The organism is Chitinophaga sp. HK235 (assembly GCF_018255755.1).
Classification (GTDB): Bacteria; Bacteroidota; Bacteroidia; order Chitinophagales; family Chitinophagaceae; genus Chitinophaga.
Window position 1 is genome coordinate 323,648 of record NZ_CP073766.1, and the last position, 20,215, is coordinate 343,862.

Sequence of the window (20,215 nt, forward strand, 5' to 3'; positions counted from 1 at the left end):
ATGGAAAAGAAGCATTTGCCAATATCTCAATATCAGAGATCTTTTTTTGTAGAATGGGCATTGGCGCCGGAAAGCAGTATATATAATGTTTCGAAAATCTACGAGATTGACGGGATGTTTGATAAAGAGGTATTCATCACTGCCTGCAGTAAACTGATAAAGGAGGATGACATATTTCATGCAACATTCAGTGAAGATGGAACTACCTGTTATTATAATAATTTCCCCACAGAAGATTTTATTGTGGAGGAAACCCCGGATGATACAAGGGATGTCCGGGGGCAGCTGCTGGATATTATCAACCGGCCCTTCGATTTGGTCAAAGGTCCTTTGCTGCGGATACATGTGCTCGATAATACCAGCCGCAACGGAAAAAGTTACATCATTTTTTGCCTGAATCATATTATAGCAGATGGTGTAGGCTTTGATAGTCTTGTCAATAGGGTAAGGCGTATCTGGAATGCGCAGATATTACACTTACCGGATGAACCGGTCGTTTTGCGTTCCCGTATCGCCTGTATTGAAAGGGAAAAGAAACTACTAACACCGGAAAATGGTGCGGCAGCCAGGCAGTTCTGGTACGATTACATTGGTGAACTTCCATTGGTAGCCGATTTTCCGGTAATGAAACATGCTGCGCCGGATGATACGGCTGGAGAGACCCTGTTCTTCGACCTGACAGGGGATACCCTCACCGCTTTACAGCGATATGCGGAGCGGCATAGAATGTCCATATTTACTATACTGGCAGCGGTATATGGTATTGTCGTGTCGCGCTATTGTAGTCAGCCTGATATTTTTATGAGTTATGCTGTGAATATGCGGCCTCCCGGATTTCCGGATATTACCGGGTCTTTTGTTAATAACCTGCCCCTGAAGATTGAAACAGATAGGTATGATACCGTAACTGCGCTGATCAAAGCGCTTGTTTCACAAAGAAAGGATGTAAGGCAGCATCAACACTATACTTTCACTGAAATTATCCATGATCAGCGGAAGATAAGGGAAGAAGACGGTACGGATTATTTTAATATAGGATTTGCAGAAACTTATATCAACAGTACGCCCATCCCACTGGAAGGGCTACACGTGGATGAAATTGATTTTCCGCTAAACAGTGAATCCATTTACTGGATTTTACTGATGTATGACCGGAGGAATAAGGATATCTTCAAATTCAGGCTGGTATATAGAAAGAACATTGTCAGTCCGTTTGTTGCAGAAGGTGTTATCCGCTCGTTCCTGGAGCTGCTGCATAAAACGGTTACAGTGGAAGATCTTCCGCTGAAAGATTACTGCCTGCTCAGTAGCAGTGATTATTCGAACGTTTTATATAACTGGAACGCAACAACGAAACCATATGCATCCGGGAAAACCATTCATCAGCTGTTTGAAGAACAGGTGGCGCTAACCCCTGATGTAACGGCACTGGTGTATGGCAACAGCCGGTTGACCTACCACGAACTCAATGAACGTGCTAACCGCCTGGCTGCTTATCTGCAGGCTACCTACGCCATCAGACCAGATGAGCTGGTAGCCCTCTGCCTCAGCAGATCAGAACACCTGGTAATTGCTGTCCTGGCAGTGCTGAAATCGGGAGCTGCCTATGTGCCTATAGATCCCGGCTTCCCTTCCGGACGTATAGCATGGATCCTCTCAGATACTGCAGCCAGAGTGGTGTTAACCAACGAATCCTATGCGGCTGCACTCAACAATGAGGTGAGTCTGACTGTTGAAAGTATTGACAGCATTGCTTTTCAGACGATGCTGGAGCAGACGTACAGTAGCGTTACTCCTGAGAATATCAGCCAGGCAGGTGACCTGGCCTATGTTATTTATACCAGCGGCACTACCGGTCAGCCCAAAGGTGTAATGGTAGAGCATAGCAGCGTGATCAACCTGATCACAGAGATGATTGAAATACATCAGTTAGATAAACACCAGAATATAGGCTGTTATTCAAATTATGTATTTGATGCCTTTGTGTATGAAGCTTTTCCGGTATTGTGCAATGGTAACTGCCTGTACCTGTACAGTGATGAAATCAGAAATGCACCGGATGAACTGGTGGCGTATGCGCATCAGCATCATATAACCGTTTCGTTTATCCCACCGGTATTGTTGCCTGCATTTGCAGCCATGGATACAGGTTTCCAGTTAATATTTACGGGGGGAGAAAAACTGCCTGACCTGAAAAAGCCCTTGCAGGCAGTACTTATCAATGAATACGGACCTACGGAAGCAACCGTATGTGCTACGTTTCATCGTTGCACGGATGATAATAACAGAATAATTGGCCGCCCTGTGGCCAATACTACCTTGTATGTGCTGGACTCTCATCTGATACCGGTGCCGGTAGGAGCCACCGGTGAGTTATACATTGGTGGGGCCGGTGTAACACGGGGATACCTGAATCAGCCAGCACTAACACAGGAGCGCTTTCTTGTCAATCCCTTCCAGACTGCTTCAGAGAAAGAAAAAAATATCAATGGCCGTATCTATAAAACCGGTGACCTCGTCAGATACCTGCCAGACGGGAACCTGGAATACATCGGTCGCAACGATTTCCAGGTGAAAATCCGCGGACACAGAATTGAGCCCGGAGAAATAGAAAACCGTTTAAGTGCTTTCCCTGAAATCAGACAGGCTGCCGTATTGGTAAAGAACAGAGCTTCCGGGAGTGGCAATTATCTCGCAGCCTATTATGTGTCGGACCATGAAATAGATCAGCAGTTGCTACTGGACTATCTGGCTGAACACCTGCCTGATTACATGGTGCCGGCTGCATTGATACACCTGGCATCCTTGCCGCTGACGGTGAATGGAAAATTGAATTATCGTGCGCTCCCTGAGCCACAGTTGCCGGACAGCGCAGCCACCCAGACAGCGGAAAATGAAACAGAGAAGGTTTTATGTGAGATTTATGCCGAAGTGCTGGGACTGAATACCACACAAGTAGGTGTTCATGATGATTTTTTCCGATTGGGAGGAGACAGTATCGTGAGCATACTGCTGGTAAGCCGATTGAGACAGCGTGCAGGCATTAACGTGAATGTGAAGGATATCTTCCGGAACAGGACCATACGGCAGTTATACATAAACAAAATATCAAAGTCAGTGGCTGCCGCTCCGGCTGTTGTCACTGAACAGGGAATACTCACCGGTAAGGCCGGCCTGTTGCCGGTACAGGCCTGGTTCTTCGATCAGGTGGCCCGCGGTACTTTCCCTGCCTTCCATCATTGGAACCAGTCTTTCCTGATTCATGTGCCTCCGCTGAATAAAGAACTGTTGGGGATGAGTATCCTGAAGCTGGTCAATTACCATGACGGGCTACGCTTTTATTATCAGGCGGAAAAGTCCACTGCTGGCGGTTATGAACAATACTACCGGGAAGAAGTAAATGCTGTCACAATCAAATATCTGGATGTATCTGCTATTGCTACAACTTCATCGCTCGATGAGGTCCTTACGGAATGGCAGGCTGGTTTCAATATCTCTGAAGGGCCGCTGTTGCAGGTGGGTTACCTGGAAGGCTTTGCTGATGGTAGCGCCAGAATATATTTTGCCGCGCATCACCTGCTGGTGGATACGGTTAGCTGGCGCATTATCAGTGAGGATATAGAAAAGATATACAACTATTTATCAGAAGCGCAGCAAAACCAGGCTGAAAGGGATTTCCTGGCCACGGTGCCGGCCACTGTAATACTGGGCTCCAAGGGAAGCAGCTATCGTCAATGGGTAAACGCTGTTGCTGCCTACACGCCGGCAGAAGGAAAAACGACTGAAGATGAACAGGCGTGGTGGTCGGCCGTCAGTGCGGGTATTCCTGCCGGCAACACCCTGCTCTCTGCTATGAGGGTGGAAACACCCGCCCGGACCACATTCTCGCTGGACCATCAACTTACGGAATGTTTGCTACGTGAAGTAGGGCATGTTTATCAAACCCAGGTGAATGATATCTTATTGAGCGCATTGGGAACTGCGCTGTCATCACTGACGGGACTTGATCATCATCATGTTTTGCTGGAAGGCCACGGGCGGGAATTTATTTCACCGTTGGTGGATGTGACCCATACTACCGGATGGTTTACAACCATGTACCCGGTGGAAATAATGACCCCGGCTGCCGATATCGCTACACAACTGGTAACCGTCAAGGAAATGCTGCGTAGCATTCCTTCCGGAGGGCTGGGCTATGGCGCATTACAAGGTTATACCGCTGCTGCATTGCCACTGATCAGTTTCAACTACCTTGGTCAGTTCGACAGGCAGCGGCCTGATGGTGCTCAAGGTTGGTATATCTCCGGAGAAAGCAGCGGGCAGTTTGTGTCTGCGGCCAATCATCCGCATACCCTGATCGATTTCCTGGGAAGGGTCGTCGATGGATGTCTTCATTTTGATATCTCCGGCAATATCCCTGCTGCGGCTTTGTCTGCGCTGGCGGAGAATTACAGGGCGGCATTGGAAACAATTGTACATTATCTGAAATCATCTCCGCGGAGTTATCTGACGGTGAGTGATATCGATCATATTATATCAGCACAATATCTTGATAAGCTACAGGCAGACCGTGAAATAACAAACGTATACCTGGCGGGCAGCCTGCAGGAGGGCTTTATATCACATGCATTGAACCAGGGTGCAGCCAATGACGCCTATGGGGTACAGCTGGTATGGGAATACCGCTGCCCTTTGCAGGAAACACTGTTGCAACAGGCCTGGCAATATGCGCCGGAGAAATTCAATGCTTTACGGCTTCGTTTCCATTGGGAGGAAGAACTGATACAGGTGATTGATAAGAAGGGAATTTTTCCATGGAGATATGAAGATATCAGCCATCTGCCGGAAAATGAACAGGATGCTTACCTGCAGCATCTGCTGGCTGAAGACAGGGCTGTGCCGTTTGAGCTATCTGCCGGTAATCTTTACAGAATATACCTGATAAAAAAACAGATAGACCGGTACACCTTTATATTCAGTAACCACCATGCTATACTGGATGGCTGGAGTATGTCGCTGCTGCTGAGTTTTGTACATGATGTTTACCGGCATTTGCAAAAAGGACAGCCTTACCATGTTGAGCCTGACCATGCTTATACCGCTGCACAACATTATCTGCAGCAGCACCGGCAACAGCATGATGCCTACTGGAATGCCCGGATGGCACAGCTTTCAACCAGAGAAGATCTGAGCAGCCTGCTCCGGCCGGAGCAACGGCACATCGTATTGTCTGATTACAGGCATGTCAGATTACATCAGGAACTGACTACAACAGTAACGGGTGAACGTTATCAGGCACTGAAAAGGTTTTGCTCCGGATATGGATTTACCCTCAATGCTGTATTGCAATATTGCTGGCACCGGTTACTGGGTATTTATGGAAACAGCAACACTACAGTAGTAGGTATGACCATGGCCGGGCGTAACCTGCCGGTGGATGATATAGAACTGTCTGTAGGCCTGTTCATCAATACCCTGCCGGTTATCATGGAACACGATGCTGGTACGGTGGTAGCTGCGATCAGTAAATTACAGGCACATATCAATGACGCCAATAGCCATACTGTTATCCAGCTTTCCCGGTTACAACAGGAAGGAAGGCGATTGTTCAATACACTGTTTGTATTCGAAAATTACCCGGTACCACTGGACCGCTCGGGAGATGAACTGCCCCTGTATTTTAAAGAAAGTACAGACCAGCTGGACTATCCGTTGGGAGTGATCCTGGTCGAACGCCCTGGAGAAGTACTACTGCGACTGAAATATGCCGGCGAGTTATTCAGCAGTGAAACAATGCATCAGCTGCTGGAAGGCGTATTTATCCTGCTGGACCAGTTGCTGGCAGATCCGCATATTGAAACCACGCAATTGACTTTCATCACCCGTGAACAGCAGCAGCTGCTGATCACAGACTGGAACAAAACAGCAGAAGATTACCCGTTAGACAAAACCATTCAGCAGCTATTTGAAGAACAGGTGCGTAAAACACCGGACCATACGGCACTGGTGTATGAAAACCAACGTCTGAGTTACCGTGAACTGAATGAAAAGGCCAACCAGGTGGCGGCTTATCTGCATGCACAATATGCTGTAAAGCCTGATGATCTGATAGGACTATACCTGGAGAGAACGGAATATATGATCATTGCTATCCTGGGTGTATTAAAATCCGGAGCAGCTTATGTACCGGTAGATCTGACATATCCTGATGACAGGGTAGCGTATATCCTCTCCGATGCAGGAGCCAGAGTGGTGCTGACAGACAGCATGAATGAGGAAAACCTGCAACGTATCATGGATAGCTTGCCGGTTATAGTGGAGATAGTAGAAGATATTTGCCATGCTAGTCCAAAATCGATATCCAGCCCAGGGCTTCAGCCCTCGGGCACATCAGCCAATATGTGTTTTGTGCTCTATACGAGTGGTACTACAGGCAATCCCAAAGGTGTGATGATAGAACACCGTAATGAGCTGAATATCATCTACGGCATCCGGGATGCTTATGAATTCAGTCATCAGGCCAGGATTGTATTGTTTGCCACTTATGTGTTTGATATGTCGGTGTCCGAAATTTTAAGCGCCCTGCTGTTCGGAAACACCTTATATGTGCTGGGAACAAAGGTGAGAACAGATGTAGCGGCTGTCAGCCAATACCTCCTGGACCACGAAATAAACTACGTATATCTGCCACCGGTAATGCTGGCCGCATTACCACGTATAGCCTATCCTCACCTGAGAGGCATTACCTATGCCGGTGAGCCCTGTGATCAGGAAACCGGCAAATACTGGGCATCGCGTCTGAGCCTGTATAACTATTACGGCCCTACGGAAACCAATATTGCTACCGGCAAACTGATCGTCGGTGGAGATACGCACCTGATCGGCCGCCCGATTGGTAATACCAGCTGTTATGTGGTGGACAGTGCCCTGCGACCTTTGCCCTTGGGAGCCATTGGTGAATTGTATATCGGCGGTGCTGCCGTAGCCCGTGGATACTTTAATCTGCCTGAATTGACCCAACAGCGGTTTATAGCCAATCCTTTCCAGTCGGAGGAAGAGAAAGAAAAAAATATCAACGGCCGCTTATACAAAACCGGTGACCTGGTAAGATATCATCCTGATGGTAATCTCGAGTATATAGGCCGGAATGATTTTCAGGTAAAAATCCGTGGATACAGGATAGAACCCGGAGAGGTGGAAAGCCGTTTGAATGCCTATCCGGCGATCAGACAGGCTGTAGTGCTGGTAAAAGAACATCCCGGCGGAGGCAAATACCTGGCCGGTTATTATGTGGCCGATGAAATGCCTGACCAGGACGCAGTAAGAAGTTATCTGGAAGCATACCTGCCCGATTATATGGTGCCTACTGTGCTGATATATATGTCGGAATTTCCGGTGACCGTCAATGGAAAGCTGGACCGTCGTGCTTTGCCAGATCCGGCCTTTACAGGAGAGGGCAGTTATGAAGCGCCCGGCAATACGATGGAGAAACAATTGTGTGTCATATTTGGAGAGGTACTGAAACTGGATGCGGGCAGTATAAGTGTGACAGATGACTTTTTCCGTTTGGGTGGTAACAGTATTTCGGCGATCCGTCTGGTGAACCGGCTGAATACCTTGCCGGGCGTAAAAACAGGCGTGGCAGCGGTGTTTAACTACCGTACCATCCGCAAACTGTCGGCTGTACTGAAGGAAGATACCGGTGATCATGTAACAATTACGGTGCCTGTTATCAGTGCTCCGGAAGAACAGTTGTTATCCTTTGCGCAGGAGCGTTTATGGTTTATAGAAAATTATGAAGGAGGCAGTAATGCCTACAATATACCACTGGTGCTGAAGTTGCAGCAACAGGTGAATACGGAAAACCTGTTACAGGCGCTGCATGCTGTTGTACGTCGTCATGAAGTACTCAGAAGCAGAATAAGAACGACGGAAGCAGGATTGAGTTACCAGGAGGTGCTGGATGACACAGCACGCGTGCTGGAAATAAACAAACGCGAATTGTCTTCTGAAACTACACTGGATGCAGAAGTAGAAGCGCATTTCAATCGCGTCTTCAGGCTGGATGAAGAACTGCCGGTTAGCGTAACGCTCTATACGCTTCCCGCGGAAGATAATTATCTGAGCATCGTGCTGCATCATATTGCATTTGACGGATGGTCTACGGAAATTCTGTTGCGTGACTTATTGAATTACTATCATCACTACGAATACCTTGCAACCGGCGATATGATACAGGCAGAAAAACATCTGCCTGCACCGCTGCCTTTGCAGTATAAGGATTTTGCGTTGTGGCAACGGAATTACCTGAAAGGTACTGTGCTGGACAGGCAGCTGTCATACTGGAAGAATAGGTTGTCCGGCTATGAGACCTTACATCTGCCAACAGATCAACCACGTCCGGCGCAGATCAGCTATGAGGGCGCCAATATATCTTTTGTTGTAGACAAGGCTATCAGTGAGGGTTTACGGGCTATCTCCCGTGAGCTGGAAGTGAGCATGTACAGTGTATTGCTGAGTGGTTATTATCTATTGCTGAGTGCTTACAGCAACCAGCGGAATATTGTGGTGGGCAGCCCTGTTTCTAACCGCCATTACGGAGAGATAGCAGACCTGATCGGTTTCTTTGTGAATACACTGGCGCTGCGGGAAGAAATAGATCCTGAACAACGGGTAACAGATTTCATCCGTCAGGTAGGAACTTCGGTGATATCAGGACAGTTGCACCAGGATCTTCCATTTGAGAAGCTGGTAGATGAGTTGCATATAGAACCGGATATGTCGCGCCATCCGGTGTTTCAGACTACTTTCAGCATTCAGCAGGTGGACAGGGGAGGTCTTGATACGCCGGGTCTGTTTGCTCCTTATGGCGACGGTAGCGCTTACAAGATTGCTAAATATGACCTGACTGCCGCACTGGATGACAGTGACGAAGAGATCTGGGGGGCCTTTAACTATGCGGTGAGCCTTTTTAATGCGGCTACGATTGAAGGATATATAACCACCTATAAAGAAATTTTAGGTCAACTGGCGTTTGCAGGAAAGGATCTGCAGATAAAATCACTGCGTTATCAGCCGGCAACGGAACGTACGACGATGCTGACCCAATGGAATAGTCCATTGCAGGCATTCCCGGTAGACAAGCCCGTTCACCGGCTGTTTGAAGAGCAGGCTGCTGCTCATCCTGAGCGTACTGCTGTTGTTTATGAAGATGTGCAGTTATCTTATGGAGAACTGAATACCCGTGCTGATGAACTGGCAGCATATATACGTCACCGTTACCAGTTGAAACCGGATGACCTGGTCGGTATCTGCCTGGACCGCTCTGAGCACATGCTGACGGCTATTCTGGCGGTATTAAAGGCTGGAGCTGCCTATGTGCCTATGGACCCAGGTTATCCTGAAGAAAGAATCGCTTATATTCTTTCGGACACAGGAATGAAGGTGGTTTTAACCAACGAAAAACATGTGACGCGACTCTCGGAATTATCGGCGGAAGTAACTGTTGAGGCGATCGATAACAGGCATTTTGTGTCTGAACAGCCGGTGTTGCCTCCTGTGGTAACGACTCCGGAGCAGCTGGCTTACGTGATTTATACCAGCGGTACTACCGGTCAACCCAAAGGAGCGATGATCGAGCACCGCAATGTATCCCGCTTGTTCCATGCCACAGCGGCCTGGTATCATTTTGATGCTACCGATGTCTGGACTTTATTTCATGCTATTGTATTCGACTTCAGCGTATGGGAGATATGGGGAGCCTTGTGTTATGGTGGCAAGCTGGTGGTCCCGTCAACAGAACAAACCCATGATCCTTCCCTGTTCTACGACCTGTGTGAGCGGGAAGGAGTGACGGTGCTGAACCAGACACCCGGTGCTTTCTATCAGTTCATTGCGACAGCACAACAGAAAGCTAGTCGCTTGACACAGCTGCGATATGTGATCTTCGGCGGTGATGCGCTGAACCTGGCACAGCTGAAACCCTGGTACAACCTGTATGCCGATGATGCCCCACAGCTGATTAATATGTATGGTATCACGGAAACAACGGTCCATGTGACCTGGAAGGCCCTGCGTGCAGCTGAACTGGACAAAGGCTCTCTGATAGGCCGTGTGATCCCTGATCTGCAGGTATATGTATTGAATGAATACCTGGAGCCACTTCCACAGGGAGCGGTAGGAGAGCTGTACGTAGGCGGTGCCGGCGTATGTCGTGGTTATTTGAATCTGCCATCGCTGACGGCTACACGTTTTATTGCAGATCCGTTTACCGACGGTGCTACGCGGTTGTACAAAACCGGAGACCTGGTAAGACAGTTACCCAATGGAGAGCTGGAATATATTGGCCGTGCCGACTTCCAGGTGAAGATCAGGGGGTATCGTATAGAACTGGGGGAGATAGAACATCGCATGGCGACCTATCCCGGCATAAAACAAGCCGTGGTGCTGGTGAAGGAGCAGGCTGGTGGCAACAAATACCTCGCCGGTTATTATGTGGCCGATGAAGCTTTGAGTCATGAGCACATATTGGAATACCTGGGCTCCTATCTGCCGGAATACATGCTGCCTGCTGCACTGGTGCATCTGCAGCAGTTACCGTTGACCATCAACGGCAAGCTGGATCGCCGCGCTTTACCAGAGCCTGTTTTTACCGACAGTGATCATTACCGTGCCCCTGAAAATGATACAGAAGCAGCCATGTGTGCCATCTATGGGCAGGTGCTGGGTATCGCCGAAGACAAGATAAGTGTGGATGATGATTTCTTCCGGATGGGCGGAGACTCCATCGTGAGTATCCAGCTGGTAAGCCGTTTGCGTCAACAGGCAGGTATTCATGTCACCGTGAAGGACATTTTCCGTTATCGTACCATTGCCTCTTTGTATACCAACGTGATTGCTGTGGGTACTGCATCTGCGGTACAACTGGAAACAGAACAGGGCATCCTCTCCGGAGAAGCGCCACTGCTGCCGATACAGCGCTGGTTCTTTACCAATGTCTCCAACGGACTGCTGCCGAAGTATCATCACTGGAATCAGTCTTTCCTGATCAGTGTGCCCGTGCTGGATATAACACTGCTGGAACGCACGCTGATCGCGCTTTTGAACTATCATGACGGACTGCGTTTACGCTATCGTCCCGATGCTACACAATATTATAGCGAAGAAGTAACCAACGTGCATATCCGCCGCCTGGATATCCGTACCCTGGAGACGCCTGAAGCCTTGCATGCTTTGCTTACTTCCTGGCAGTCAGATTTTGATATCTATGGAGACCGGTTATTGCAGGCTGGCTACCTGGAAGGTTATGCAGACGGGCGTGCACGCCTCTTCCTGGCAGCACATCACCTGCTGATAGACACGGTGAGCTGGCGTATGCTGGCGGCGGATATGGAACGTATTTACAATTATCTGTCTACAGTAACTACAACGGATATACGTTCATTGATAACATGGTTAGGCTCCAAAGGCAGCAGCTATCGTCAATGGACTACACTGATCTCCGGCTATGAGTTATCTGTGGTAGAACAGGAATACTGGTCCGGTCAGTTGCCTGGAATAAAAGCAAGCAATACGCTGTTGGAAAGCTTGTCTACGCCAACTGTTAGTTATGCATCCCTGTTATTGGATACCGCATATACCGGGCGATTACTCCGTGAAAGTCATCATGTTTATAACACGCAAATTAATGACATTCTATTAAGCGCCCTGGGGGTTGCCTTGTCGCGCATCACAGGAGAAAACAATCATTATATATTGCTGGAAAGCCACGGCCGGGAAGCGCTTTCAGCATCCATCGATGTTACACATACCAGTGGTTGGTTTACCACCATGTACCCTGTGCAGATCATTAGTGAAGGAGATGATTATGGTGCACAACTGGTATCGGTCAAAGAAACCTTACGGGCAATACCGGCTAACGGTATCGGCTATGGGATACTCACAAACTATCGTCCTGAGGACTTGCCCCGTATCAGCTTCAACTACCTCGGCCAGTTCGACGGGCAGGAAAGTGCCGCTGCCAGTGGATGGCAGCTGACTGGAGAAGACAGCGGCCGGCAGATAGATACCTCCAATGGCGATCATCACCTGATCAACATCAACGGGCTGGTGATAGGCGGCCGCCTTCAGTTCAGTATCTCTGGTAGCCTGGCAGCTGATCTGCTGACTACCCTGGCGGCACAATATCAGCGGGTATTAGAAGAGATAATTGAATGGCTGGGCCTCGCATCCCGTACCTGGCTAACAGCCAGCGATACTGACAATATCGTTTCCAACGCCTGGTTGTCAACGTTACAGTTGCAGCAGGAAGTATCCGGTGTTTACCTGGCAGGCAGCCTGCAGGAGGGCTTTATCTATCATGCGCTGCATCAGGGAGATGTAGATGATGCCTACCGTGTACAGCTGTCCTGGGATTATCACAATGCTATCGATCCGGCTCTGCTGGAGCGGGCCTGGCAATATGCGCAGCAGCGCTACAGTGCCCTTCGTCTGCGTTTTGCCTGGGAATATGAGCTGGTGCAGATCATAGACCGTCATGGGCAAACTGACTGGCACTATCTGGATATCAGTGATCAGCACAAAGCCTCACAGGAGGTTTATCTGAAAGAACTGATGGTGCAGGACCGTATGTTGCCCTTCGACCTGGCAGCCGGCAACCTGTTCCGGATATATCTGGTGAAATGCGGAGAGCATGATTGGAACTGCCTTTTCAGCAATCACCACGCTATATTGGATGGCTGGAGCATGCCGGTGCTGCTCAACTATGTACACGAAGTGTATCTGCAGTTGTTGCAGGGAGTACCTGTAGTGGTGCGGGAAGACAAGAGTTATGCGGAGGCACAACGTTACCTGCAGCAACACCGCGGGGATAATGAATCTTACTGGACCGCTGCAGTGGCCCGGCTGGAAGAACAGGAAGACCTGAGCAGCCTGTTACGTGCAGACCAGCGTCATATCCGCTTGTCGGTTTATCGTCATATTCTGCAACCAGCAGAGCAGTCCCTGTTGATCAGCGGTACACGCTATGAGGCGCTGAAACGCCTATGCGCTACTCATGGCGTTACGCTCAATGCCGTGCTGCAATACTGCTGGCACCGGCAGCTGAGCCTCTATGGCAACACGCATACCACCGTAGTGGGCATGACCGTGTCGGGCCGTAACCTGCCTGTTAACGATATAGAACAATCCGTAGGTTTATATATCAACACACTTCCGGTGATCATGGAACATGACTCTGGTAGTGTATTATCAGCCATTAAACATTTACAGGCCCATATCGGAGAGGTAAACAGCCGTAGTGATGTAAGCCTGAGGAGGCTGCAACCCGGTGGTGAACGTCTGTTCAGCAGCCTGTTTGTATTTGAGAATTATCCGTTACCAGCCGGAGAGGAAGGCCAGTTGTCTATCCGGCTCAGGAGCAGTATGGAGAAACTGGATTATCCGCTGGGAGTAGTGGCGGCAGAACAAGGCCCTGAAATCATCTTTAACATCAAATACGCAGCAGAATTATTTGATGATGCGATGATTGCACAACTGCTCTCCGGTGTGGAGCTAGTATTGGAGCAACTTACAACCCATCCGGATATCACCGTATCATCGCAGGTACATCTGCGCGAAGCGCAATACCAGCAAATAATATTTGACTGGAACAATACCAGGCGTGATTATCCTGTTGATAAAACCATCCATCAGCTGTTTGAAGAGCAGGTACGGAGTACCCCTCATGCTTTGGCAGTGGTGTATGAAGAAACACGGTTTACCTATGCCGCACTAAATGAAAAAGCCAACCGGCTGGCGGCGTATCTGCGTGAACGTTATAACATTCAGCCGGATGACCTGATCGCACTTGTTCTCGATCGTACAGCAGATATGCTGACAGCCATCCTTGCCGTGCTGAAGACCGGAGCAGCCTATGTACCAGTATCACCGGATTATCCGGATGAGCGTATCCACTACATGCTGGTGGATACCCGTACCAAAGTGGTGCTGACGAACGAAATTTATGTGGAAAGATTACAGACTTCTGCCGGTATTGAAGTGGTAGATGCCACTGTTTTATGGGAAGAAAAACTGATAGGGTATGAAGAAGAAAACCTTGCTCCGCTGGCGACTTCAACAGACCTGGCCTATGTGATCTACACCAGTGGTACCACGGGTGCTGCCAAAGGCGTGATGGTACAGCATCGCAGTGTGATCAATCTGATCAGTGCACTGGTACCGGCACATACACTGGACCGGCATGAGCGGGTGGGCTGCTATTCCAATTATGTATTTGATGCATTTGTATACGAAGTGTTCCCCGCGCTGACAAACGGTAATACTTTATACCTGTATCCGGATAGTATCAGGACGGCGCCGGATACACTGCGCAGCTATATCGACAAAGAGCGTATATCCGTTACATTTATTCCGCCCGTGTTGCTGCGTGAATTCTTGTCTGCACCGAGTGGCTTATCATTGATATTTACAGGCGGCGAACAGCTGCCGGACCTGAACGGTATCCGTTTCGATGGTACCTTGCTGAATGAATACGGTCCAACCGAAGCCACCGTATGTGCTACAATACACCCTTACCATCCTGGAGACAGTACCGCCAATATAGGTCGTCCGCTGGACAATACTATGGTCTATGTATTGGATGGAGCCGGAAAACCTGTGCCGGCGGGGGCCATCGGAGAACTGTATATTGGCGGCGCCGGTGTGGCACGAGGTTATCTGAACCAGCCATCGCTGACGGCTACACGCTTTGTTGCTGATCCATTCACTGGTGGTGATGCGCGGTTATACAAAACCGGCGACCTGGTAAGACAATTACCCAATGGTGAGTTGGAATATATCGGTCGTGCCGACTTCCAGGTGAAGATCAGGGGACATCGTATAGAACTGGGTGAGATAGAACACGGAATAGCCAGCTATCCTGGCATAAAACAGGCTGTGGTGCTGGTAAAAGAACAGGTTGGCAACAAATACCTGGCTGGTTATTATGTGTCCGATGAGGCGCTGAATCATGAGTCCATCCTGGAGTATCTGGGGTCCTATCTGCCTGAATACATGTTGCCGGCGGCCCTGGTACATCTGCAGCAATTACCGTTGACCATCAATGGTAAGCTGGATCGTCGCGCTTTACCGGAGCCTGTATTTACGGACAGCGGCCATTACCGCGCTCCGGAGAATGATAAGCAGGCAGCTATGTGTACCATCTATGGGCAGGTGTTGGGTATATCCGGTGATAAGATAGGCGTGGATGATGACTTCTTCCGACTGGGCGGAGACTCTATTGTGAGTATCCAGCTGGTAAGCCGTCTGAGGCAACAGGCGGGTATTCATGTCACCGTAAAAGATATCTTCCGTTATCGTACCATTGCCTCCCTGTATACGAACGTGATTGCCGCGGGTGCTGCATCTGCGGTACAACTGGAAACAGAACAGGGCATCCTGTCCGGAGAAGTGCCGCTGCTGCCGATACAGCGCTGGTTCTTTACCAATGTCTCCAACGGTCTGCTGCCGAAGTACCATCACTGGAATCAGTCTTTCCTGATCAGTGTGCCCGCACTGGATATGACACTGCTGGAATGTACGTTGGCGGTACTGTTGAATTACCATGACGGGCTGCGCTTACGTTACCGTCCTGATGGTACACAATATTACAGTGAAGAAGTTTCGGGCCTGGATATTCATCGTCAGCATATCCGTACGCTGGGGACACCGGAAGCCTTGCGTACTTTACTGACCTCCTGGCAGGCAGACTTTGATATCTACGGTGACCGGCTATTGCAGGCGGGCTACCTGGAAGGTTATACAGACGGGCGCGCACGCCTCTTCCTGTCCATACATCACCTGCTGATAGACACCGTGAGCTGGCGTATGCTGGTGACAGATATGGAGCGTATTTACAATTATTTGTCCACTGTAACCACAACGGATATACGTTCATTGATAGGATGGTTAGGCCCTAAAGGCAGCAGCTACCGTCAGTGGACAACACTGATCTCCGGCTACGAGTTGTCTGTAGCGGAACAGGAATACTGGTCAGATCTGTTGCCGGGAATAAAAGCAGGCAATGCATTGCTGGGAAGCCTGTCTACGTCAATTGTCAGTCATGCATCCCTGTTATTGGATGCAGCGTATACCAGTCGGTTGTTACGCGAAAGTCATCATGTTTATAACACACAGATCAATGATATTTTATTAAGCGCCCTCGGTGTCGCCCTGTCTCGTATCACAGGAGAAAAGAATCATTATATATTGCTGGAAAGCCACGGCCGTGAGGCACTTTCGGCCTCCATCGATATTACGCACACCAGCGGCTGGTTTACTACCATGTATCCTGTAGAGATCAGTAGCGAAGGCGATGATTATGGCGCACAGCTGGTAGGAGTCAAAGAGAGTTTACGTGCAGTACCAGCTAACGGTATCGGCTATGGGATATTGACAGGCTATCGTCCTGAAGGCTTGCCCCGTATCAGCTTCAACTACCTCGGCCAGTTCGATGGGCAGGAAAGTGCCGCTGCCGGCGGATGGCAGCTGACAAATGAAGACAGCGGCCGGCAGATGGATGCCTCCAACGGAGATCACCACCTGATCAACATCAACGGGCTGGTGATAGGTGGTTGTCTTCAGTTCAATATCTCCGGCAGCATAGCAGCCGATCTGTTAACTACTCTGGCAACACAGTATCAGCAGGTATTGGAAGAAATGATTGAATGGCTGGGCCAAGCATCCCGCACCTGGCTGACGGCCAGCGATGCAGATAATATTATCTCCAACGCCTGGTTATCGGCGTTGCAATCGCAACAGGAAGTATCCGGTGTTTATCTGGCAGGCAGCCTGCAGGAAGGTTTTATCTACCATGCCCTGCATCAGGGAGAGGTAGATGATGCCTACCGTGTGCAGTTTTCATGGGACTATCATAACATCATTAACCCGACCCTGCTTGAACAGGCCTGGCAGTACGCACAACAGCGCTATAGTACCCTTCGTCTGCGCTTTGCCTGGGAACATGAGCTGGTGCAGATCATAGACCGTCATGGACATACCCACTGGCACTATCTGGATATCAGCAATCATGACAAAACTTCACAGGAGGCTTATCTGGATGAACTGATGGCAAGGGACCGCGCCTTATCCTTTGACTTGTCTGCCGGTAACCTGTTCCGGATATACCTGGTGAAACGAGGAGAACATGACTGGAGCTGCCTTTTCAGCAACCACCACGCCATACTGGATGGCTGGAGCATGCCGTTGCTGCTCAATTATGTACATGAAGTGTATCTGCAGCTGTTGAAAGGGGGAACTGTAGTAGTTCGGGAAGACAAGAGTTATGCAGAAGCGCAGCGTTACCTGCAGCAACACCGTGGGGATAATGAAGCTTACTGGACCGCTGCAGTGGCCCAGCTGGAAGAGCAGGAAGACCTGAGTAGCCTGCTATGTGCAGATCAGCGCCATATCCGCTTGTCGGATTATCGTCATATCCTGCTGCCGGCAGAACAGTCCCTGTTGATCAGCGGTACACGCTATGAGGCATTGAAACGTCTGTGCGCCGCCAATGGCGTAACCCTCAATGCCGTGCTGCAGTACTGCTGGCACCGGCAGCTGAGTCTTTATGGCAACGCGCGTACTACCATAGTGGGTATGACTGTCTCCGGCCGTAACCTGCCCATTAACGATATAGAACAATCTGTAGGTTTATATATCAACACGCTTCCGGTGATCATGGAACATGAGACCGGCAGTGTATTAGCGGCCATTAAACGTTTACAGGCCCATATCGGAGAGGTGAACAGCCGCAGCGATGTGAACCTGGGAAGACTGAACCCCGGTGGCGAACGCCTGTTCAGCAGCTTGTTTGTGTTTGAGAACTATCCGTTACCAGCCGGAGAAGAGGGACTGTTGTCTATCCGGTTCAGGAGCAGCATGGAGAAGCTGGACTATCCGCTGGCCGTGGTGGTGGCAGAGCAAGGTCCTGAGATTAGCTTTAGCATCAAATATGCAGCAGAGTTATTTGATGATGCTATCATTACACAACTGCTCTCCGGTGTGGAACTGATCCTGGATCAACTTATAACCAATCCGGATATCACAGCATCCTCGCTGGTACATCTGCGCGAAGCGCAATACCAGCAAACGATCTATGAGTGGAACAATACCGTTCGTGATTATCCTGCTGACAAAACCATCCATCAGCTGTTTGAAGAGCAGGTGTGGAGTACTCCTCAGGCTCCGGCAGTGGTGTATGAAGAAACATTGCTTACTTATGCCGAACTAAATGAAAGGGCCAACCGGCTGGCTGCGTATCTGCGTGGACGTTATAACATTCAGGCGGATGATCTGATCGTACTGGTACTGGATCGTTCAGTAGACATGCTGACGGCCATCCTTGCAGTACTGAAAGCTGGAGCAGCCTATGTGCCGGTATCACCGGAATATCCGGATGAGCGTATCCATTACATTCTGGCGGATACCCGCACCAAAGTAGTGCTGACCAACGAAATTTATGTAGAAAGATTACAGACTGCTGCCAGTATTGAAGCGATAGATACTGCTGTTTTATGGGAAGAAAAGTTGAAAGGGTTTAAAGCAGAAAACCTTGCTCCGCTGGCGACTTCAACAGACCTGGCTTATGTGATCTACACCAGTGGTACCACGGGTACGGCCAAAGGTGTGATGGTACAGCATCGCAGCATGATCAATCTGATCAGTGCACTGGTGCCGGTACATACACTGGACCGCCATGAACGGGTGGGCTGCTATTCCAACTATGTATTTGATGCATTTGTATATGAGGCGTTCCCTGCATTGGCAAATGGGAATACTTTATACCTGTATCCGGATAGTATCAGAACGGCCCCGGAGGCACTGCGCAGCTATATTGCCAAAGAGCGTATATCCGTTACATTTATTCCGCCGGTGTTGCTGCGTGAGTTTCTCTCTGCGCCTACCGGCCTGTCATTGATATTTACCGGTGGTGAACAGTTGCCGGACCTGAGTGATGTACTTTTCAGCGGTACCTTACTCAATGAATACGGTCCAACCGAAGCCACCGTGTGCGCTACGATACACCCTTATCATCCGGGAGACAGCACTGCCAATATTGGCCGTCCGCTGGCTAATACTACGGTGTATGTATTGGACGGAGCCGGAAGGCCTGTGCCGGTAGGAGCTATCGGAGAATTGTATATCGGCGGTGCCGGTGTGGCACGAGGTTATCTGAACCAGCCATCGCTGACGGCTACACGTTTTATTGCAGATCCGTTTGCCGGCGGTGATGAGCGGCTGTACAAAACCGGAGACCTGGTAAGACAGTTACCCAATGGAGAGCTGGAATACATCGGCCGTGCCGACTTCCAGGTGAAGATCAGGGGACACCGAATCGAACCCGGTGAGATAGAATACCGCATGGCCGGTTATCCGGGCATAAAACAAGCGGTGGTACTGGTGAAGGAGCAGGGCGGAGGCAACAAATACCTGGCCGGTTATTATGTGTCCGATGAGGCGCTGAATCATGAGTCCGTCCTGGAGTATCTGGGGTCCTATCTGCCTGAATACATGTTGCCGGCGGTCCTGGTACATCTTGAGCAGTTACCGTTGACCATCAATGGCAAGCTGGATCGTCGTGCTTTGCCTGAACCAGCATTTACCGAAAGTGATCATTACCGTGCTCCGGAGAATGATATAGAGGCAACGATGTGTGCCATCTATGGGCAGGTGCTGGGTATACCTGAAGATAAGATAAGTGTGGATGATGACTTTTTCCGGCTGGGAGGCAACAGTATTCTTGCTATTCACCTGGTTAACCGCCTGAATGAGGTACTGGGAACGAACATAGGCGTGACGGCCATATTAGCGGGCAGGACAATCCGTAAACTAGCTGCTATCAGCGGAGCCTCCGGCAGTGTAAAGATTACAGTACCTGTTATCAACGCTCCGGAAGAACAGTTGTTATCCTTTGCCCAGGAGCGTTTATGGTTTATAGAGAACTATGAAAGTGGTAGTAATGCCTATAATATACCACTGGTGCTGAAGTTGCAGCAGCAGATGAATACGGAAAACCTGTTGCAGGCGCTGCGTGCAGTCATACATCGTCATGAAGTGCTGAGGAGCCTCATTAAAACAAATACTGCCGGAGACAGCTACCAGATAGTACCCAATGAAAGTATATATCCTGTAGTTATAGGGATACATGCTTTAAGTGATCAGGCATCACTGAATGAGGCGA

The 20,215-nt window shown here is 49.4% G+C and carries 1 protein-coding gene (only partly in view); it reads left to right on the forward strand.

Annotated features, from left to right (window positions below):
• Positions 1–20,215, forward strand: partial view of a non-ribosomal peptide synthase/polyketide synthase gene (locus tag KD145_RS00810; protein ID WP_212004036.1) — the start only. The gene runs 35,633 nt beyond the window's last position; 20,215 of the gene's 55,848 nt are visible here — the first part of the coding sequence; its start codon is at positions 1–3; the stop codon falls past the right edge of the window.